Raw genomic sequence first — 18,114 nt, forward strand, 5'->3', positions numbered from 1 at the left:
ATTTAAATTTTGTTTAAGGAATTAAGTGAAAAGGTGATTGTGTTGCAATTAAGGGATAAGATTATTATTGGGGTGGCAATGACTCTACTGGTTGCAGTGTCGATTGGTATAGTTTTTGGTGGAATTATTTTTGGTCTAGCAGGTTTTTTCTCTTTGATTGGTGTTTCTTATGAATCAATTGGATCTTTACTACTATTCATATTCTTTGCTTTTTTGGTTGGCATTTTCTTTGAAATATTAGAGCAAATCACTTTATTTTTTATAACGAGAGCAAACCTAACCAGTAAAGAAAAATGGATTTGGATAGCTCTAATTAAATTTATTTTAAGCTGGATTGTTATATATATAGTTAATGAATTAATGACAACAGTAGTTTTATCAAGCTTAGCAGTATTTTTAACAGCACTTCTTATAGTTAGCATTGACATAGTGTTTGATGATAAAAAAAGGTAGTAAATAATATTAGACCTCCTTTAACGGGGACGATTGCTCTACAAGAGGCGCGCCAATACCGCAATAGGGACGTATTATGATTGATTGAAATTCAGAAAGAGGGTGAAACTAATGGTTAGCAGTAGTATTGAAAATGTTAAAACTCATAAAGAAATCGGATGGGGTTCATTGTCGTTATTGCTATTTATATTGGGTTTATTATTTTCTGTCTCCTTTGGAACATACGATGCTCTTGGCGATTATATCTTGCGTCTCATGCGTGTGAAGCCTTGGTCAAATGTTAATACAGGTATGCATTATACAGTGTTTTATTCTCTTGCTTTTTATATACCAGCACTAATTATTGGTTATAAATTCAAGAGTGATTGGGGAGCAAAAGTAGGTAGAATTTTATCAACGATCTTGGTTGTTTCTATTCTGGTAACACTATTGTTTTTCGTGGTTATTTAAAACCTTCAATAATCGGGGGCATTAACCGAACATAGTTGTGCAAGAATAGGGCCAAATAATCGAATAAAATATGTAGAAAATCAGGAGGGATGTCAGTATGGGGTTTGATTTAATATGGATTGCTATAGGAATTGCAGCTGCAGGGTATTTTATAGGCAATGGGCTTAAAAACTTTAAAAATCCTGATGCTAAAGACAGTCTTAGTGAACTCTTTGAAGATGATGACAATGAACACGAATTGATAAAGGAAAATAATGTTCATTACTTTATAGGGATTTCTAAAGAAGATGCGAAAAGCTTAATTCAAGAATATCCAGACATACCACATGTCCTTATAAATAATAAAATTTATTATCCTAAAGCAAAACTTCGTAAATGGTTATCTGAGTTGGGAGAATAGACTATGTAGCACTCGGGTGCGATTCTTTAATAAGGATCAGCGCCCATTCTGTGATAGGGCCATTTTGTGAAAGGAGGTTAAAAGATGGATTGGAACGCTCTGTTTGAAGTTTTAAGAAATATATTCATGATTCTATTCATTATGTTTTTTGTAATAGACATTTTTTCAAAAAGGTCTTATAAAGTTCTATACCATATAGCATTAACATTTGGAGTCATTTTCTCGGCTTTCATATGGAATTGGGCAATAGGATTCAAAGTGGGGTTTATTGCTCTCTTTTTAATTGTGGCTGTAAAGACAATTTCTGATGTTAGAAAAAGAGAAATAGATACTAAAACAGAAGCGTGAATTTTAGTGGAAACTGTTATAGCAATCGGGCGCGAATGCTTTATAAGCAATTTCGTCTATATCGCAATCGGGCCATTTAACGAAAAAGGAGTGAAGATATGAAGAATTCTATACGATTCTCATTAGGTTATTTAGGATATTTCTTGATTGGTTTTATGGCTCTGCGGGCATTAATTGTTCAAGAGGATAAAATAGGGTTTGTTATATTAATAGTTGGATTAACTTTACTTATTGACTATGTTGCCTCTTTCGAAAAAAAGTACGGAACTCCGAAATACAGTGGATATATAAAATCTATTCTTGTTGTTGCATTTATCTTTTCGGGATTTTCAATGGTTTAATTTATTAAACCAAAGGGCGCGATTGCTTAAAAAAGTGATTGCGTCCAGATCACGTAAACGGGCCAGATTGAGAAAAGCTGAAATTAAATTTTTCAAGTGGGAACGGGGCGATCGGAAATGAGTCTAGCAAGTTATCTGGGAACTAACGTAGAGATTCCGTTAAGTGATGGAGATTCCAAAAATCGAATTATTATTGGTGATTGTTTTTCAGATGAATCTCATCGCCAAGAAGTTCAACGGAATCACTTTACTACACCTTTTATGTACGAGATTTCCAGTGATTGGGGAATTGAGATTACTAAATACGTATACAAACCAATGCTGATTGAATCTAAAGAAAAATTATTAGCCCTATGTGAAATGATGAATAGTTATATAAAGAGAGATGATTTCTTTGAACTATATAGTTGTTGGGTGGGGGATGAGTCTTCAAAAAGAGAAGGGAAAATCATTCTACAATTAAATAATTTCGACATTGATGAAATTGAGTTGCCAGAAAAGACAGTAGTTAAATTTGAAAAATGAAATTACTTGAACCATTCGGGCGCATAAACTGAACAAGGTTGTGCAAGAATTGTGTTGGATTACGAGGTTAAAGAGGTGACAATGTGGTGTTCTTCAAAAAGATGAGCGATAAAGAATCATTCAACTCGAAAAAAGGAGTAATCTTCGGTTTTTATACTTACATGCTAGTGTCAGCGGCGAACTATTTTTATTATTTATCAACAGATAGTGGCTTGTTCTCTCCGAGTTTTATCATTTGGAGTGGTTTGTTAGCTTTCTTTTTGTTTGAGCTTATTTTAAATCTAAAAGACAAATTCGTTAAAAGAATATAGATGATTAAGTTTTACTTATTCTACAGTCGGGCAATTTGGTAAAAGAGAGGTTTCACATATGAATAGCAAGTGGTACGGAGTATATGCCATGATATTAGGTATTGTATCTTTTTTCACAGGTGAAATTGTCACTTTCATCATGCTTAGTTTTATATTAATAGCTTTAATTAATATTAACACTACCTTGAAAATGAATTTCGAAAAAGACAATGACCAGAAAGAAAAAGACGAATAAATCGTTTTTAAAATGTTTTTAGACGTTCAGTTAACGTGAGCAGTAGTTTAATAGTGTAATTACTACTTTTACCATCCAGGAAAATTGGAGGTGGGTTATTTTGAGTAATGACAGTTCCTCAAAACTAGAAAAATGGCGAGCAAAATATGCTGCTTTAGTTATTGCGTTAGGTTGCTTATACAGTGTAATCATTGGTTGGGGAGAAAATTGGATTCTAACAAGTATTTTAGGACTCGGTGTAATCGTCTGTGGAATAATAGGGTTTTGTGATATAAAGCGATTTATAACTAGCAAAGCTAAGAATGGAAATTTTTAATTCTCTAAGCAAATGGTGGGCTTTACTTGAAGATCATTGAGCTGCTAAAACAGCTCTTTTTCTAATTCAACTAAAGGGACATTGAGTAGTAGTTAAAAAATTTTGGGACTTTGCCTGTGGATAAATATATGTAGTAAAGTAGGAATTTTTATGGCGAACCATATATTTATTGCACCAAATAGTAAATTGGGATTCAAATAAGTGGGGTATTGAAGTGTAGAAGATGAAAAATAATAGAAAATAACGAAATGGCTTTTTTAAAAATATCCTAAATGAACTTAGGGATTCAATCTTATTTGAAGTGGCTTGGAACGTCTTGATGTTTATCCCGAAAATGATGATTCGCTTAATAAAAAACATTTGGTAAAGTAGTCAGTCAAAATGTTGATCTTCGCTACAATCGGCGACTGGGTAAACCAATAAGAGACGTAACGAAGAACAGCTTTTGCGAGCGAAGCAAGGGGTGTGGTTCACCGCCCGTAAGACACACGTCCGGTTGCAACGCAGATCAACGGTTTCAAACCACTATCTCAACTTTGGGCACTAAATGTATCCAAGTAACGTCTATCGTCATGTTCATTGCGCGAAAGAGAAAAACATTTTACCAAAGGAGAATACCATGAAAAACATCACAAAAGACTTTTTGTCTTCATTCATACTAGTGTTCCTCCTAAGCGGCTGCAGTTCCACTACCGATGCACCAAATGAAGATCTATTTGAGTACAAAAAATCATTTATTGGCGATAACAGTGCAGTAATTCATATAATTGAGCAACTGCCTTATGCTGATCAGTTTGAAGGAGTTTCACTGGAAACCAAAACAGAACCTTATGGAATGACGATCCAATATGAACATATGGGTGCTTCAATGGAGGAAAGTGAGTATAAAGAGGCGGCAGTATATAATGCTAGCTACTTATTCACGCTAATCGATAATGCACAGTGGGTTGTCTTTGATTTTGGAGACACTACCTATACAATCAGCAAATCGAAATTGCAGGACTGGTATGGTAAAGAGTTACACGACTTTACGAATGAAGAAGAATTGAATGTTTTCATTGCAGACAAGTTACAGGATGTGAACGGAGTACACCAGCTGTTCATTGAATAAAAATCAAAATATTCATCATTATGAGAACAATTTGAGTTACAACAGAAACCCATCATTCTATGGTATAATTGCAGAAAAAATCAGGCATATTTGGAGATGGACAACGATGATACGATTTGAAAATGATTATACGGAAGGCGCTCATCCACGGATTCTGCAACGATTGATTGAGACAAACGAAGAACAAACTCCTGGATACGGTATGGATGAACACTGCGAAAAAGCTAGAGAGTATATTCGGAAAGAGTGCGAAGCTGATGAGGCGGATGTGCACTTTTTAGTAGGGGGAACTCAAACGAATACTACGATCATTGCGTCCATTTTACGTTCATATCAAGGAGCTGTTGCTGCGGAGAGTGGACATATCGCGACACATGAAACGGGAGCGATTGAAGCTACTGGACATAAAGTGCTCACTTTGCCTAGCGAAGACGGGAAAATCACGGCCGAGCAAGTAAAGCAATTAGTGGATGCTCACTTGAATGAAGCGAGTCCTGAGCATAGTGTGCAGCCTGGACTTGTGTATATTTCTAATCCTACAGAAAATGGAACGACTTATACGAAGGTGGAATTGGAAGCTTTGAGTGAAGTCTGTGGACAATATCAGTTGCCATTAATACTCGACGGCGCTCGATTAGGATATGGTTTGGCTTCGGCCGATAATGATATCACGTTAGCGGATTATGCACGACTTTGTGATGTGTTCTATATTGGCGGAACGAAAGTCGGTGCGATGTTTGGTGAAGCGGTTGTCATTACAAATGATTCACTGAAAAAGGATTTTCGCTATTACATTAAACAAAGAGGCGGCTTGCTCGCTAAAGGAAGACTGTTAGGGATCCAGTTTGAAACGTTGTTTGAAGACGGTTTATATTATGAAGTGTCAAAGCACGCTGTGGAAATGGCGTCTATTCTTCGTCAAGCATTTGTCGAGAACGGATTTGCGTTGCGTTATGATTCCACAACTAATCAGCAATTCCCGATTCTCCCAGAGTACGTCATGACGGAGTTAAGCAAGAAGTATTCATTCTCCTTCTGGGAAAAGATCGACGCTACACATAGTGCGGTTCGTTTTTGTACAAGCTGGTCTACTAAGAAGGAACATGTGGATATGTTCGTGAATGATTTGCACCTGCTATGTATTACTACCTAATACTGTCTGGATGGCGTTGAATTACGACTGATAGTAAATCAGGCCCCGCTTCTACTAGGAGAGATTTGTTTATGAATATGGATGAACTAGTAATTGTAGGACTCACTTTTGCGAATGTAGGATTTATATTGCTCATTCTAGGACAAGCCAGACAAATTAAAGTATTGAAGGCAGAGAATCATAGATTGCGTCCAGTCGAAAGTCAGAATGAATTGATCACTGATGCGCAAGAAAAATTAAAAACTCTCGGTGTCGTAAATACGGTGAAGTACTTGAGGGAATTTAAAGGCATGTCGATGGTAGACGCCAAACGACTTGTGGATACTATTAAAGAATAACTACTCGTGATTTTTGCCATGTAAGAAGGTTGGTTTTAAGTGAATATCTAGTACTATGCGTTTAACTTTCATTAAGCGAAGTAGTTATTCTAGTGGAATTTGACGCTACAGGATGAAGAACTTTGGCTCTATTGGCAATTCACGTTGGATGCGAGACCTTACCCGTTTTTTTTGGTGAGGTCTCTTTTTGTGTTTATATGGCATCCTAGAGAGTGAAAATAGGGAAGGCAGATGAAGCGATTTCAGCATGTCAATTGGCGGTGATGCTGTTTTGGCGCTACTTATGCTTGTTATATGGGCTGTAACTGGAAGTGAAGCACTACTCTTACAAATCTACGCTAGTAGGTGTACTAAACAGAATACGACCTGATAGCATTACACAAACTACAAGCTGACTCTATACGGATAGGTCTTCTCAGTGCTTATATGACGGTGAACGTCTAGTCTGTTATGGAAAACATAATGAAATGTATCCTATTTATTTTACCGACTTAGCACTTTTTAAGGATAAATACCATTCGCCGAACGTAAAGTAGATTGACGATGAATAAACATCTGGTATCCTCACTTGCATAGCGACAAAGTCATTTTTCCCAAAAAGGAGCCTTTACATGAACCTCATTCAAGGACTAATCAGCTTCATCTTGCACATTGATGAGCATCTGGTCGATATCATTCAAATATTTGACGGCTGGTCGTACGTCATCTTATTTCTAATCGTTTTTATTGAAACTGGGGTAGTGATATTTCCATTTCTACCTGGGGATTCCCTGCTTTTCGCAGGCGGTGCATTTGCGGCTCTAGATGCTTTTAATATTTGGTTCCTTGTCGCCGTCTTCTTCGTTGCTGCTGTTCTGGGCGATACAGTGAACTACCATATTGGTCGTAAAGTGGGGATGTCCATTTCTCCTAACAGTTTGCTAGGGAAAGTCATAAACCAAAAGAAAATGAAAGCTGCGGAGACGTTCTTTAATACGCATGGCGGGAAAACCATCCTGATTGCTCGCTTTATGCCGTTTGTTCGGACATTCGCTCCGTTCGTTGCAGGCGCGAGCCGCATGAATTACCGGTACTTTGCTTTCTATAATGTCGTTGGAGCGGCATTTTGGGTAGGTATATGCACCATGTTGGGGTATTTATTCGGCAATATTCCTATTATTAAAGAAAACTTTTCTACGGTATTGCTTGTGATTATCTTTTTATCTGTCTTCCCAGCGTTAGTTGGTATTATGAAAAGTAAATTTAGCAGTCAAGCTGTGCGGTGAGAAGAATCAGTCGATTTATACTGAAATCATGTCGACAAATAGCAATACGTTCGTAGTTAGTTGACATATAAGCCGATTCGTTTTAAAGTGAACCTATAGAATTATACGAACACTTCCGTTAAGGGGAGTAGCTAGTACAGTAAAAGTCGTCAATACAGGATGTGAATCCTCGGCTCTACTGGCAACTTATGTTGTTTGCGAGACCTTACCAATTATTTGGTGAGGTCTCTTTTAGTTGTAGAGAGACATCAAAGCCGTTAATTGGTTTTGATGTCTCTTTTTTATTTTTGAAAACTACTGGAGGTTACATTTTGAGTATGTATCAGGAACTTGTACATTCCATTGTCATAAATAAAAAGAATCGTCTGGTGGACTTCCATCCATCTTTGCAGCTCGTCGGAACAGGGAGAAGTGCGTTTGTTTTCCGAGTCAAATGCTCGAACAAGGCAATTAAAGTATTCTTTCCTAATTCTGTGTACATCGCGAAGGAAGAAGCCGAGATTTATCAAACACTGAAGGATATTCACTATTTTCCATGTATTTATGAAACAGGAGCGAATTATGTAGTGATGGATTACGTCGAAGGAAATACACTTTTTGATTGTATGACAAATGGGCGAGTCATTACAGACGCTCATATTACAGAAATCGATTACGCCTTATCGCTAGCAGCCGATACAGGATTAAATCCTTCTGATATTCATTTGCGCAATATATTTATTACACCTGATGATCAAGTGAGACTGATCGACGTGGCGCGATATAGACAGAAAAAGGACTGCCAGCAGTGGCGCAATTTAAAAAGAGCCCATCGACAATTTTACCGGAAACGATTTTTTTGGAAGAAAGTCCCGAGCACGTTCTTGAATATTGTGGCGTTCTTGTATAAAAGGGGACTCATACCGTCCTATCGGTTATGAAGGATGCATACACTAACGAGTTTTAGTGTGTAATAAAAAAAGGGACCGAAATCACAATGGATTCGGTCCTTTTATATATTCAATAGGTGACCCAGCTCAATCCTGTCGTTCCTTCACCTGCGTGCACCGCTACACAAACGCTCAGTGAAACAACTTGAACATGTACTGTCGGAAATTCTTTCAGTAGCTCGTCCTTCCATATGTTAGCGTCCTTTAAATTATGGCAATGAATAACCGCTACTTCTGGCACAGAGCCTTTCTCCATATCGGTACGGAGTAGGGAAGTAACATGTTTTTTTGCCCGCTTCATGGACCGCACTTTTTCCGTCATCACGGCTTTTCCGTTCTCAAAACTAATGAGAACTTTTATATTTAGTAAATTACTTAAGAATGCTTGTGTTCCTGATACCCGACCGCTTTTATGCAGTTGGCCTAGACCGCCTGGGATAAACGATAACTTAGAATTTGAAGTCATAGCAGTAAGGGCTTCCACGACTTCTTCGGGTCCTTTACCTTCTGCAAACAGTTCATTCCCCATCTCAATCATTTTGATCATTGGAAACGAACCAATTTTCGAATCAATAGGATACACGGGGAAGTCTGTCATCTTAGCTGCAGATTGAGCGCTTTCAAATGTACCTGAAAGTCCACTGGATAAATGCACAGCAATCGCAAAATCATATTCTTCTGCCTGTAGTTTTTCATATAACGAAGTCATCTCACCAATGGTAGGCTGGGAGGTTTTAGGTGAACCTTTAGCTGCACGTAATTTATCGTAAAACTCATCTTTTGTAAGATCTAGTGATTCTCTATAGCATCGATCTTCAAACACTACGCCAAGGGGAAGTACTGATACACGATGTTGTTGAATGAAAGCCTCATCTAATTGCGCTGCCGAATCCGTAATCCAAGCTATCTTCTTCATTAATAAATTTCTCCTCAAACTATAAATTTCGTATAGGGACTAGCAAACATCTATTCATAACGTACACTACGGATTGGCCAAGACCTAGTGACAGTTGTCATATCTTGTCGAATTATAGTGTGTGCAGTCATAAATTGAACATATGTTTAAGAGGAGAATGAATGAAAGTGTAGGGATTAACAGAGAGTCTTACAGATATGGTTTATGAAGGCTGAATTTACCATCCGTCCGAAGAAAAAAGTAGCTTTAGTAAAGCTACTTTGATTCTTTAGCGGTAGGCGTTAATTTTACGCTGGAAGGTTCGTAAAATTGATCCACTAAGTTATAAATAGTGATGAGTTCATACAAAACGACAAACTCTGGTGGGAATTGACTTGGATGTCTATCCTCACTATTGGTGATTTCTTTATTGTCGTCCCAGAAAATGTCGGTGACGTTTTTTAATTGGGACCCATGCTTCTTCGGATCGTAATCGATGGAATGTTTCAAGTCATCGGCAAGCTCCGTTACAGCCTGCATGATCCGGTCGCGTTCCTCCGACGTCCAAGAGATATGTTGTTCCGGTATATTAAGTAAAGCGCCGAGATGAAATTCGAGATTATGTAAAAATAATAGCTGCTTTTCTGCCATAAGCAATTCATTTTCTTTTCCTCTGACCCATGGATACAATTTCGATTCATTCCGTTGAAAATGAATCAATGTTTCCGTTTTCTTAATTTCCTTCGTCAGTTGCTTAATGGTCTTTAGCTCATCTCCGCGGTTTGTGTGTGCGTCATATAAAATCGTTCGAAATGTCCGCTCCATTATAGTTCCAGCTCGCTCACTAATACGTTGGATGTTTTCTACAATATCTCTTCGGTAGTTAGGTGGGAAGACCAACATATTTACTATGGTGGACACGAGCAAGCCGATAGTAGTCGTGCCGAGTCGAATGAAAAAGGCGAATAAATAGTTGCTGTGAATAACTTCGACCATGGCGACCGCTGTCAATGTGGCAACGAGTAGACCAGCATGTAAGTTTAATCGGTAACAGACTAAAATGGTGGCCACCGCCGCTAATGTATAGGTAATCGGGGAATTCCCGAAAAGCGTGATAAAGAAGACGGCAAATGCAGAACCGATAGCCGATGCAGGAAATCGAATAAGCCCTTTTTTAATGGAATCACTGACAGTGGGCTCAATCGTCACAATCGCCGTGATCACAGCAAATACTGGTGGCCAATTAAACCATTCACAAATAATTGCCGTTAAAAAGATGGCTATCCCCGTTTTCACTATTCGACTGCCATTGAAATGAAAGGATCGCATACGGTTATAACCTCCAGTTCTAACTACGTATATTTAGTACTGTAGTACATTCTATCATCCTCGACCACCGGAACGTACGAGCGGAACTTTTTGCATACATGCACCTACACAGATTTTTATTTGAGGAATACAATACTGTAATTAGGAATAGATTATGAATAAGGGTAGAACTCGATCACTACATTAGGATGTTCGGAAATAGAGTATTGAATACGTGGGAAAATAGGAGAAGGGGTGTGTGAAATGAGTATCCTTTTATATTTAATAATTGGCGGTGTAATTGGCTGGTTTGCTAGTTTAATCATTGGCAAAAGTGTTCCAGGCGGTATCGTTGGAAATATTATTACAGGAATTATAGGTGCGTGGATTGGTGGGAATTTATTTGGCAGTTGGGGACCGCGCTTAGGTGACTTTTATGTCGTACCGGCTATTGTAGGGGCGCTGATTTTTGTCATCATCGTAAGTTATATTATGAAAGCAGCACAGAAAAGAAGGTAACTAGATAGAAAAGAGGGCTACCCGAATTGTTGTGGGGGAGCCCTTTTTTTATGGAGTACTATACGTTATGCAAGCGGATATTTATTGTTCATTATTATCTGCGAAGAATGTCATGGCTTCACACATAAATTGAGCCAAACCAGCACCGAATTGATCGATATTCGTCGTGAAGCGTTCGTCAGCTACGTACATTTGTCCCAAACCTTTAAATGCTTCTAATGAGTAATGATGGCCTGTTTGCGTATTCAAAAACTCATACCATTCCGAAATAGCTGTTTGTGCTTCCGTGGATTCAGGCGGAGTGTTTCTGAGATCAGCCAATTTCCGATAGATATCATTCATCTTTTCTCCGACTGCGTTATTTTTGAATGAAGCGTTTGATTGATCGACCGCTTTTGCTCCCCATAATTTTCGCGCTTCTTCTTCATATGGGTTATGACTAAAATTAAATCCTTTAAATTTCTCTTCGTTCGACATGTGAATCTCTCCTTTTACATATTGTGTGGTTTTATCGATCGTCGCAATCATTTGATCGATCCGTTCGCGCTTCTCGAGCAATAGTTTTCGATGCAGTTGAAGAGCTTGCTGGCGATCGAATGACGGATCACTGAGAATTTCCTTTATTTCCTTCAACGGAAAGTCGAGTTCTTTGAAAAAGAGTATTTGCTGCAAAGTCTCAAGGTTTTGTTCGGAGTAATAGCGATACCCCGCGTCTGTCGTCTCCTCGGGTGTTAATAATCCGATTTCGTCGTAGTGATGAAGCGTGCGCACACTAATACCGACTAACTCCGCGACTTGCTTTACCTTCATTTTCATCCTGAGCACCTCCTTATACTATGTAGTATAAAGTGTGACGTAACGTGAGGGTCAATACATTCAGTAGGATTTTCGAAAATAATTGGAATTACTTTTTTATCGCTCAATAAATAGAATAGTTAGATAGTTTATGGGATAATGAGGTAATGAAAAGGGGGGATTCGTCATGGATAGTCGATTTCCGATCGGAGAATTACATGTTCCTGAACATGTAACGCTGAAAGATATTCAACAGTGGGTACAAGAAATTGAAACCTACACAACTCGATTGAGGGAAACTGTAGATTCATTGAATGACGAAGAGTTGAATAAAACGTATCGCGAAGGTGCGTGGACCGTTCGTCAATTGGTGCATCATATTGCAGACTCGCAGTTGACGATGTATCAGCGACTAAAGCTTGCGTTAACAGACGACAATCCAACAGCACCCGCGTTTGATCAAGAGAAGTGGGCTGTACTACCTGACACGGAGCTACCGGTTGAGCCTTCGATTAAAATGCTCGAAGGAATCAATGAGCGTATTGTAGCGTTAGGCAATAGTCTGACGGAAGCGCAATTGCAACGAACATTTATTCATCAAGTAAACGGCGAGATCGCAGTAGCGAAAAAAATCGCGAAGCTAGCTTGGCATGAAGAACATCATTTAGCGCATATTGAAATGGCTTTGGCGAAATAAGCGCGTTTTACATCGTATGAACCCCGCCACTTCTTCACATTGAGGGAGTGGCAGTTTTTTTATTGACTCCATGCTAAGTCATCTGCTCAAAATGAAGTCAACCTTATTTTTAAATTGTCAGAATTATGCTGTAGTGCGTACTAGTTTTCAAGAAAAGATCTTATATAATTCATTTGGTGTTTACATATTACATGGCTAGGACTGTAGTTCAAGCTTGGTTACCCGAAGTGAGTAAATGGAGGTTTACTAATGTTAAAGGTCGTGGTGATATTTCTGCTGGCCGGCTTGGCTGAAATCGGTGGAGGTTATTTGATTTGGCAATGGTTGCGCGAAGGAAAATCCGCAATGTTCGGATTAGTTGGGGGCATTGCGTTAATTTTATATGGCGTAGTAGTCACATTCCAAACATTCCCGACTTTTGGCAGAGTGTATGCGGCGTACGGAGGCGTGTTCGTCTGTCTATCCGTTTTATGGGGATGGGGAATTGATAAAAAAACTCCTGATTTGTACGATTTCCTAGGGGCGGGTATTTGTCTAATTGGCGTGTCCGTCATATTGTTTGCACCGAGATCGTAACAGTGAATGGATAACAGAGTATGAAAATGATGAACATCATTCGATAAGGGGAGGACGATCACATGACGCAAAATGAAATTTTTCATATCGGCGAACAAGCGCTAGAAGCCCAATCTTTCAGCAAGCTATTGGGAACGAATTTGCTGGAGTTTACTACAGGGGAAGTAGTTTTGGAAGTTCCCATCACGGAACACGTCCTACAGCAACATGGCTTTGTACACGGTGGGGTTATTAGTTATGCAGCGGATAACGCGTTGACTTTTGTAGGTGGTTCCGTTCTAGGTCCGAACGTATTGACCGCTGAATACAAAATCAACTATGTACGGCCCGCAATAGGTGAAAAAATAATTGCTCGGGCGACAGTTATTTCTGCAGGTAAACGTCAAGCCGTCTGTCGCTGTGATGTTTTCGCTGTCAAGGATGGGGAAGAGAAGATTTGTGCCACTGCCCAAGGGACGATTATGACGGTTGTATCAGAACAATGAATGAAAAAGCTAGAAACTAAAACGCACCCATTAGCTAGCGGGTGCGTTTTGTGTTGTTTCATTTGCATACGTCTGACTAGCGGGAGTAGATGTACCGTGATGATGTTGACGTTTGGTCAAGTGATACCAGCTGTTAAACAATAGAATGATGATCACGAGATCCACCGCATCGCCACCGTAATACATCAGCATCGCTCCTGCTCGCGCCTCTTCAATCGGCACACCGGCAGGCGGATAAGCGTATAATAATTTGGATAAAATACCGTGTCCCGCAAGAGCTACAATAAAGACTGTCGTACGGTAGCGGAAACTATAGCGGCGAGAGACGGGATCAATGTATAACAGAGAAATCGTAAATAGATAACCCGCAACAAACACGTGTATATGGATCACGATATGCAGCCAGAGATGGTGGTGCATGGACTCAAACAAACCCGACGTGTATAACAACCAAAGCCCACCGATGTTCAAAACGGAAGCAGTGACGGGATGTGTATAGAACCCCGCGAGTCGGCTTTTTAACAAGTGGCTTACCTTCCTAGCCTGCCGAACGGGAAGTGTCCGCAGCGCTAACGTCATAGGAGCAGCGAGAGCCAATAGGAGGGGACCGAGCATGCCGAGCAAGAGATGGCCCAACATATGCCAAGTAAAATGAGCATGCGACAGTTCGGCAAGAGGTCCGACAACAGCGCTTACTGAAGCGAATACGCCTGCGATCCACAACACGCTCCGTTTGTATGGCCATTTTCGCAAACGTCTTTGCCGATTGGAATAAAATACTGCGCCCCCGTATAACAGAATGGCCAACACCGCAAGCGTCCCAAACAGCCAATCGGTTGCACTGAGATAAGCATCATGTGGCATGAAGCACCAGCCTGTCCGCCGATCGGGCATCCTGGTGCGCTGATTTGATTAACAACAGACCCGCCGCAATCATCACAATCGCAGCGCCGTTCCACACGACATCATATGGAACGATATCTACATGATAACGAATCTGATGAATGCGCATGACCTTATGTTGAATGGTTCCATCATACAATTGGAACGCGCCGCCACCGAGCAACTTACCACCCCAGAACATCTTATGCCATAACGCGTTCCTCCTACGCAAATCCGCTACCAAAAACAACGCGCCCACCGTCGCAAACCAGCTAAACGCATGAAACAAACCATCCGACACCAAGCCAACCGCCACAGTAGATTTATCATAAAACTTGTGCCAATGCAGCAGCTGATGAAACAGTGTCTCATCCAAAAATGCCACAAACCCGAGCCCGAATAATATACCCGCCCAGAGATTTCTCTTTTGATATGTTTTTCGATTCGACCAATTTTCCACTTTCATGACCGCCATTTATATACTGCTCCTTTCCTCACATACGTAGTGTTCCCTGAGGATGGGGGAATTAATACATTGATGGATGTTGTGGGCTGTAGGACAGGCTCATAGGGCGGATGTATTGCGTAGCCTTGTTTAGAGCGCTCGTTCCCGAAGTATGAGCGTATCCAGGTTGACATAGAGCGTGAATCCATCGTGATAGAGCGGTTAACGTCCAACTATGAGCGGAACGACGGCCTGATAGAGCGGATGCGTGAGTTCATAGAGCGCCGACACTACGTAAGCCTTGTTTAGAGCACTCGCCCTCGAAGTATGAGCGTATCCAGGTTGACATAGAGCGTGAATCCATCGTGATAGAGCGGTTAACGTCCAACTATGAGCGGAACGACTGCCTGATAGAGCGGATACAGACTCACATAGAGCGAATAAGCTCCCCCTTAGAGCAAAAATCCCCCAACAAAACAACATCTCTAAAAGCCTTCATTATAAAAATACTTTAATCATCCACTATTTAACGGTAACTTTTCCCGCAAAATCTGCTAGAATACGAGTAAAGGGAGTGTGAGCCGTGAAAATTGTCATTTCGCCTGATGCATTTAAGGGGAGTTTGAGTGCGGAAGAAGCGACCAAGGCTCTATCTAATGGAGTAAAAAAAGTGTTTCCGCACGCAGAAATCATACGTTTACCTGTTGCAGACGGAGGTGAAGGGACGCTTGATGCACTGATTTCGTCTACTGGTGGGACAATCGAAACGGTATCTGTGCGAGATCCGCTCGGCCGAGTAATCGATGCGCATCTAGGTGTGCTTGGTGACGGAGAGACGGCGGTTATTGAAATGGCCCAGGCATCCGGGTTGATGTTGCTTACAAAAAAAGAACTCGATCCGATGAAAGCGTCTACATATGGTACAGGGCAATTGATCCTCCATGCGCTCGACCAAGGATATCGTAAATTGATCATTGGGCTTGGGGGCAGTGCGACGAATGATGGAGGCGCAGGTCTGCTTGAAGCTCTTGGAGTGAAATTTAAAGCAGCCGGGTGGCCGTTGGAAATGAATGGCACTACGCTTTCTGTATTCGACGAAATCGATATATCAAAACTGGATAAGCGGTTGTTGGAGGCGGACATTCGCATTGCGTCTGACGTGGAGAATCCGTTCGTAGGAGAACAAGGAGCGTCGGTTATTTTCGGCCCGCAAAAAGGAGCGAATCCGGAAATGGTCTTGGATTTGGATGAAGGCTTAGAGCATTTTGCGGATGAGACTGAAAGCGTCACAGGCGTACGTTTGCATGAGCTGCACGGAGCGGGTGCAGCAGGTGGAAGTGCGGGTGCGTTAATTGCCTATTGCGGCGCACGTCTAGAAAGTGGAATCGGTGTCGTGCTTGAGGCGATAGATTTTGCAAAGCATCTATCAACTGCAGACCTTATTCTGACAGGTGAAGGGAAGACGGATCGACAAACGCTTGCCGGCAAAGCATTAATGGGCATCGCGAAGCTTGCGAAAGCAGAGGGTGTTCCGGTCCTGGTCATTTCAGGGACTATTGATGAATCGGCACGTCAAGAGCTGCTCGGATGGTTCTCTGAATTGCATGCGTTGGATGACGGAGAGAAGTCATTGGCCGAATTGATGGCTAACGCAGCAAGTTTATTGGAGGATCAAACTTCTGTAGTTTTGCAAAACAGAAAATAGTATGTATTATGCTAAGCATAGTAAATAGGCAAGTAGGGTATAGAATACACAAGGAGGTGGTCAGATGTTTCAAAATGCGATCGACTGGCTTGTAGGGCCGGCGAATAATTTCATTTGGACATATGTTTTAATCGGACTTTTATTGGCAGCAGGTTTATATTTCACAATTCGTACGAAGTTTGTGCAAGTACGCTTGTTTCGTGAGATGTTCCGTCTAATTGTAGAGAAAAAAGATAGCAATGACGGGGTATCTCCGTTCCAAGCATTTACAATCAGTGCTGCATCACGCGTAGGAACTGGTAACGTAGCAGGGGTAGCCCTTGCGATCGGAATCGGTGGTCCTGGTGCAGTATTTTGGATGTGGGTTATTGCTCTAATCGGTATGGCAACTGCATTCATTGAAAGTACATTGGCACAAGTATATAAAGTGAAAGATGGCGATACTTTCCGTGGAGGGCCAGCGTATTACATGCAAAAAGCACTCGGCTGGCGGAAACTTGGAATTGTCTTCGCGATTTTATTGACAATGTGTTTTGGATTTATCTTTAACGCAGTGCAATCGAACACAATCAGTCAATCGTTCACGGACGTATTCGGCATTCCACATTGGGCTGTAGGGGTTGGACTCATTGTCCTGACGGCAGTGATCGTCTTTGGCGGTGTGCAACGTATTGTTAAAGTAACGCAGACAATCGTCCCTGTCATGGCAACATTTTATATTATCGTAGCATTGTATATTGTAATATTGAATATTACAGAAGTTCCAGCGATGATCGCATTAATTATCGAGCACGCATTCGGTATTAAAGAGGTCATGGGTGGCGGAATTGGAATGGCTATGATGCAAGGTGTACGCCGAGGTCTCTTCTCCAATGAAGCAGGTATGGGTAGTGTGCCAAACGCAGCAGCGACAGCGAACGTATCGCACCCAGCAAAACAAGGACTCGTACAATCATTAGGCGTATTTTTCGATACCATCATCATCTGTTCAGCAACTGCCTTCATTATCTTACTTGGCGGCTTGTACCAATCAGGCGAAACAAACGGTATCTTATTGACACAAGCATCCATGGAAGTACACGTAGGCGCATGGGCACCATACTTCATCGCTGTGGCGATCATGTTCTTCGCCTTCAGTTCCATCATCGGTAACTACTACTATGGCGAAACGAACATCGAATTCATCAACGCCAACGTCATATGGAAACGAATCTATCAAGTACTCGTACTCGCAATGGTCTTTTTCGGAGCCGTTGCAAAAGTACAAATTGTCTGGGATATGGCTGACCTATTCATGGGACTAATGGCCATTATCAACCTAGTCGTCATTCTACTCCTAGGCAAAATCGCCTTCAAAGTACTCGACGACTTCACCAAACAACGAAAAGCCGGCAGAAACCCCGTCTTCAAATCAGCTAGCATCCCTGGCCTAAAAGGCGCAGAATGTTGGGAAGAAACAGCTGAAAGAGCAGAAGATCGTTTGTAATATCGATAGAAATTCTCGGGCTTTTGAGGTTTTGATCTTGAACTACTATTAAAATGAGTAATGAACTGACTAAGTGTTAGGTGTTTTATGTAGGATGAGGGCGGAAGACGAGGGCCCTTCGGAACGCGTCCCCCGGCTGGAGCCCT

24 protein-coding genes are annotated in these 18,114 nt (G+C 40.9%); 19 read left to right on the forward strand and 5 right to left on the reverse strand.

Annotation, left to right across the window (positions count from 1 at the left end; all coding sequences use genetic code 11):
- Positions 1-33: 33 nt before the first annotated feature.
- The 13 genes from CSV68_RS10655 (at position 34) to CSV68_RS10715 (ending at position 8,166) form a co-directional block, all read left to right on the forward strand.
- Entirely contained in the window at positions 34-453 is a 420-nt protein-coding gene (locus CSV68_RS10655) for a YrvL family regulatory protein (RefSeq protein WP_158233512.1), read from the forward strand.
- A 111-nt stretch (positions 454-564) separates the two neighbouring features.
- Positions 565-903: a hypothetical protein gene (locus CSV68_RS10660; RefSeq protein ID WP_099662114.1), complete on the forward strand. Its 339-nt coding sequence runs from the start codon at positions 565-567 to the stop codon at positions 901-903.
- Between the two features lie 97 nt (positions 904-1,000).
- Positions 1,001-1,303, forward strand: a complete 303-nt coding sequence (locus CSV68_RS10665) for a hypothetical protein (protein WP_039044266.1) — start codon at positions 1,001-1,003, stop codon at positions 1,301-1,303.
- An 84-nt stretch (positions 1,304-1,387) separates the two neighbouring features.
- A complete protein-coding gene (locus CSV68_RS10670; protein WP_099662115.1) occupies positions 1,388-1,651 on the forward strand; it encodes a hypothetical protein in 264 nt (87 codons plus the stop codon).
- A gap of 98 nt (positions 1,652-1,749) precedes the next feature.
- The gene (locus CSV68_RS10675; protein ID WP_099635397.1) at positions 1,750-1,992 is read left to right on the forward strand and encodes a hypothetical protein; all 243 of its coding nucleotides are present in this window, start codon (positions 1,750-1,752) and stop codon (positions 1,990-1,992) included.
- 117 nt (positions 1,993-2,109) lie between these two features.
- Complete coding sequence (locus CSV68_RS10680; RefSeq protein WP_099662116.1) at positions 2,110-2,517, forward strand: hypothetical protein; 408 nt, start codon at positions 2,110-2,112, stop codon at positions 2,515-2,517.
- Positions 2,518-2,886: 369 nt separating this feature from the next.
- Positions 2,887-3,063, forward strand: a complete 177-nt coding sequence (locus CSV68_RS17340; RefSeq protein WP_199175026.1) for a hypothetical protein — start codon at positions 2,887-2,889, stop codon at positions 3,061-3,063.
- Positions 3,064-3,163: 100 nt separating this feature from the next.
- Positions 3,164-3,379: a hypothetical protein gene (locus tag CSV68_RS10690; protein WP_099662118.1), complete on the forward strand. Its 216-nt coding sequence runs from the start codon at positions 3,164-3,166 to the stop codon at positions 3,377-3,379.
- Positions 3,380-3,998: 619 nt separating this feature from the next.
- Positions 3,999-4,490, forward strand: coding sequence for a DUF4825 domain-containing protein (locus CSV68_RS10695; protein WP_158233513.1), 492 nt, complete (start codon positions 3,999-4,001; stop codon positions 4,488-4,490).
- Between the two features lie 106 nt (positions 4,491-4,596).
- The gene (locus CSV68_RS10700) at positions 4,597-5,643 is read left to right on the forward strand and encodes a threonine aldolase family protein (protein ID WP_099662120.1); all 1,047 of its coding nucleotides are present in this window, start codon (positions 4,597-4,599) and stop codon (positions 5,641-5,643) included.
- Positions 5,644-5,714: 71 nt separating this feature from the next.
- Entirely contained in the window at positions 5,715-5,981 is a 267-nt protein-coding gene (locus tag CSV68_RS10705) for a hypothetical protein (RefSeq protein WP_099635377.1), read from the forward strand.
- 611 nt (positions 5,982-6,592) lie between these two features.
- On the forward strand, positions 6,593-7,246 hold the full coding sequence (locus CSV68_RS10710; protein WP_099662121.1) for a VTT domain-containing protein: 654 nt from the start codon (positions 6,593-6,595) through the stop codon (positions 7,244-7,246).
- A gap of 317 nt (positions 7,247-7,563) precedes the next feature.
- The gene (locus CSV68_RS10715) at positions 7,564-8,166 is read left to right on the forward strand and encodes a protein kinase family protein (RefSeq protein WP_099662152.1); all 603 of its coding nucleotides are present in this window, start codon (positions 7,564-7,566) and stop codon (positions 8,164-8,166) included.
- A 79-nt stretch (positions 8,167-8,245) separates the two neighbouring features.
- Here CSV68_RS10715 and CSV68_RS10720 read toward each other — a convergent pair whose 3' ends face one another.
- The gene (locus tag CSV68_RS10720; RefSeq protein ID WP_099662122.1) at positions 8,246-9,091 is read right to left on the reverse strand and encodes a DegV family protein; all 846 of its coding nucleotides are present in this window, start codon (positions 9,089-9,091) and stop codon (positions 8,246-8,248) included.
- Positions 9,092-9,346: 255 nt separating this feature from the next.
- On the reverse strand, positions 9,347-10,399 hold the full coding sequence (locus CSV68_RS10725) for an FUSC family protein (RefSeq protein ID WP_099662123.1): 1,053 nt from the start codon (positions 10,397-10,399) through the stop codon (positions 9,347-9,349).
- A 243-nt stretch (positions 10,400-10,642) separates the two neighbouring features.
- On the opposite strand from CSV68_RS10725, the gene CSV68_RS10730 reads away from it, so the two are divergent.
- Positions 10,643-10,897, forward strand: a complete 255-nt coding sequence (locus CSV68_RS10730; protein ID WP_099635373.1) for a GlsB/YeaQ/YmgE family stress response membrane protein — start codon at positions 10,643-10,645, stop codon at positions 10,895-10,897.
- An 81-nt stretch (positions 10,898-10,978) separates the two neighbouring features.
- Here CSV68_RS10730 and CSV68_RS10735 read toward each other — a convergent pair whose 3' ends face one another.
- The gene (locus CSV68_RS10735) at positions 10,979-11,713 is read right to left on the reverse strand and encodes a MerR family transcriptional regulator (protein ID WP_099662124.1); all 735 of its coding nucleotides are present in this window, start codon (positions 11,711-11,713) and stop codon (positions 10,979-10,981) included.
- A 166-nt stretch (positions 11,714-11,879) separates the two neighbouring features.
- Here CSV68_RS10735 and CSV68_RS10740 point away from each other — a divergent pair, with 166 nt between their 5' ends.
- The 3 genes from CSV68_RS10740 (at position 11,880) to CSV68_RS10750 (ending at position 13,450) form a co-directional block, all read left to right on the forward strand.
- A complete protein-coding gene (locus CSV68_RS10740) occupies positions 11,880-12,389 on the forward strand; it encodes a YfiT family bacillithiol transferase (protein WP_099662125.1) in 510 nt (169 codons plus the stop codon).
- A gap of 249 nt (positions 12,390-12,638) precedes the next feature.
- Complete coding sequence (locus tag CSV68_RS10745) at positions 12,639-12,965, forward strand: YnfA family protein (RefSeq protein WP_099662126.1); 327 nt, start codon at positions 12,639-12,641, stop codon at positions 12,963-12,965.
- A gap of 62 nt (positions 12,966-13,027) precedes the next feature.
- The gene (locus tag CSV68_RS10750; RefSeq protein ID WP_099662127.1) at positions 13,028-13,450 is read left to right on the forward strand and encodes a PaaI family thioesterase; all 423 of its coding nucleotides are present in this window, start codon (positions 13,028-13,030) and stop codon (positions 13,448-13,450) included.
- 30 nt (positions 13,451-13,480) lie between these two features.
- Here CSV68_RS10750 and CSV68_RS10755 read toward each other — a convergent pair whose 3' ends face one another.
- The gene (locus tag CSV68_RS10755) at positions 13,481-14,314 is read right to left on the reverse strand and encodes a cytochrome c oxidase assembly protein (protein ID WP_099662128.1); all 834 of its coding nucleotides are present in this window, start codon (positions 14,312-14,314) and stop codon (positions 13,481-13,483) included.
- The gene (locus tag CSV68_RS10760) at positions 14,304-14,807 is read right to left on the reverse strand and encodes a DUF2243 domain-containing protein (RefSeq protein ID WP_099662129.1); all 504 of its coding nucleotides are present in this window, start codon (positions 14,805-14,807) and stop codon (positions 14,304-14,306) included. Before CSV68_RS10760 ends, CSV68_RS10755 begins: the two co-directional genes overlap by 11 nt.
- A gap of 553 nt (positions 14,808-15,360) precedes the next feature.
- Between CSV68_RS10760 and CSV68_RS10765 the strand changes: the two genes are divergently transcribed.
- Positions 15,361-16,482 carry a glycerate kinase gene (locus CSV68_RS10765; RefSeq protein ID WP_099662130.1) on the forward strand — a complete coding sequence of 374 codons (1,122 nt, stop codon included), beginning with the start codon at positions 15,361-15,363 and terminating at the stop codon, positions 16,480-16,482.
- Between the two features lie 64 nt (positions 16,483-16,546).
- Complete coding sequence (locus tag CSV68_RS10770) at positions 16,547-17,968, forward strand: alanine/glycine:cation symporter family protein (protein ID WP_099635068.1); 1,422 nt, start codon at positions 16,547-16,549, stop codon at positions 17,966-17,968.
- Positions 17,969-18,114: the final 146 nt, after the last annotated feature.

It is taken from the genome of Sporosarcina sp. P29 (assembly GCF_002743265.1).
Classification (GTDB): Bacteria; Bacillota; Bacilli; order Bacillales_A; family Planococcaceae; genus Sporosarcina.

Excerpts from the sequence above, each read along its gene's own strand:
- CSV68_RS10710 (WP_099662121.1), top strand. The coding sequence starts at position 6,593 with ATGAACCTCATTCAAGGACTAATCAGCTTCATCTTGCACATTGATGAG.
- CSV68_RS10695 (WP_158233513.1), top strand. The coding sequence starts at position 3,999 with ATGAAAAACATCACAAAAGACTTTTTGTCTTCATTCATACTAGTGTTC.
- CSV68_RS10720 (WP_099662122.1), bottom strand. The coding sequence starts at position 9,091 with ATGAAGAAGATAGCTTGGATTACGGATTCGGCAGCGCAATTAGATGAG.
- CSV68_RS10675 (WP_099635397.1), top strand. The coding sequence starts at position 1,750 with ATGAAGAATTCTATACGATTCTCATTAGGTTATTTAGGATATTTCTTG.
- CSV68_RS10770 (WP_099635068.1), top strand. The coding sequence starts at position 16,547 with ATGTTTCAAAATGCGATCGACTGGCTTGTAGGGCCGGCGAATAATTTC.
- CSV68_RS10705 (WP_099635377.1), top strand. The coding sequence starts at position 5,715 with ATGAATATGGATGAACTAGTAATTGTAGGACTCACTTTTGCGAATGTA.
- CSV68_RS10735 (WP_099662124.1), bottom strand. The coding sequence starts at position 11,713 with ATGAAAATGAAGGTAAAGCAAGTCGCGGAGTTAGTCGGTATTAGTGTG.
- CSV68_RS10740 (WP_099662125.1), top strand. The coding sequence starts at position 11,880 with ATGGATAGTCGATTTCCGATCGGAGAATTACATGTTCCTGAACATGTA.
- CSV68_RS10700 (WP_099662120.1), top strand. The coding sequence starts at position 4,597 with ATGATACGATTTGAAAATGATTATACGGAAGGCGCTCATCCACGGATT.
- CSV68_RS10725 (WP_099662123.1), bottom strand. The coding sequence starts at position 10,399 with ATGCGATCCTTTCATTTCAATGGCAGTCGAATAGTGAAAACGGGGATA.
- CSV68_RS10680 (WP_099662116.1), top strand. The coding sequence starts at position 2,110 with ATGAGTCTAGCAAGTTATCTGGGAACTAACGTAGAGATTCCGTTAAGT.
- CSV68_RS10760 (WP_099662129.1), bottom strand. The coding sequence starts at position 14,807 with ATGGCGGTCATGAAAGTGGAAAATTGGTCGAATCGAAAAACATATCAA.
- CSV68_RS10665 (WP_039044266.1), top strand. The coding sequence starts at position 1,001 with ATGGGGTTTGATTTAATATGGATTGCTATAGGAATTGCAGCTGCAGGG.
- CSV68_RS10715 (WP_099662152.1), top strand. The coding sequence starts at position 7,564 with ATGTATCAGGAACTTGTACATTCCATTGTCATAAATAAAAAGAATCGT.
- CSV68_RS10750 (WP_099662127.1), top strand. The coding sequence starts at position 13,028 with ATGACGCAAAATGAAATTTTTCATATCGGCGAACAAGCGCTAGAAGCC.
- CSV68_RS10755 (WP_099662128.1), bottom strand. The coding sequence starts at position 14,314 with ATGCCACATGATGCTTATCTCAGTGCAACCGATTGGCTGTTTGGGACG.
- CSV68_RS10660 (WP_099662114.1), top strand. The coding sequence starts at position 565 with ATGGTTAGCAGTAGTATTGAAAATGTTAAAACTCATAAAGAAATCGGA.
- CSV68_RS10745 (WP_099662126.1), top strand. The coding sequence starts at position 12,639 with ATGTTAAAGGTCGTGGTGATATTTCTGCTGGCCGGCTTGGCTGAAATC.
- CSV68_RS10670 (WP_099662115.1), top strand. The coding sequence starts at position 1,388 with ATGGATTGGAACGCTCTGTTTGAAGTTTTAAGAAATATATTCATGATT.
- CSV68_RS17340 (WP_199175026.1), top strand. The coding sequence starts at position 2,887 with ATGAATAGCAAGTGGTACGGAGTATATGCCATGATATTAGGTATTGTA.
- CSV68_RS10730 (WP_099635373.1), top strand. The coding sequence starts at position 10,643 with ATGAGTATCCTTTTATATTTAATAATTGGCGGTGTAATTGGCTGGTTT.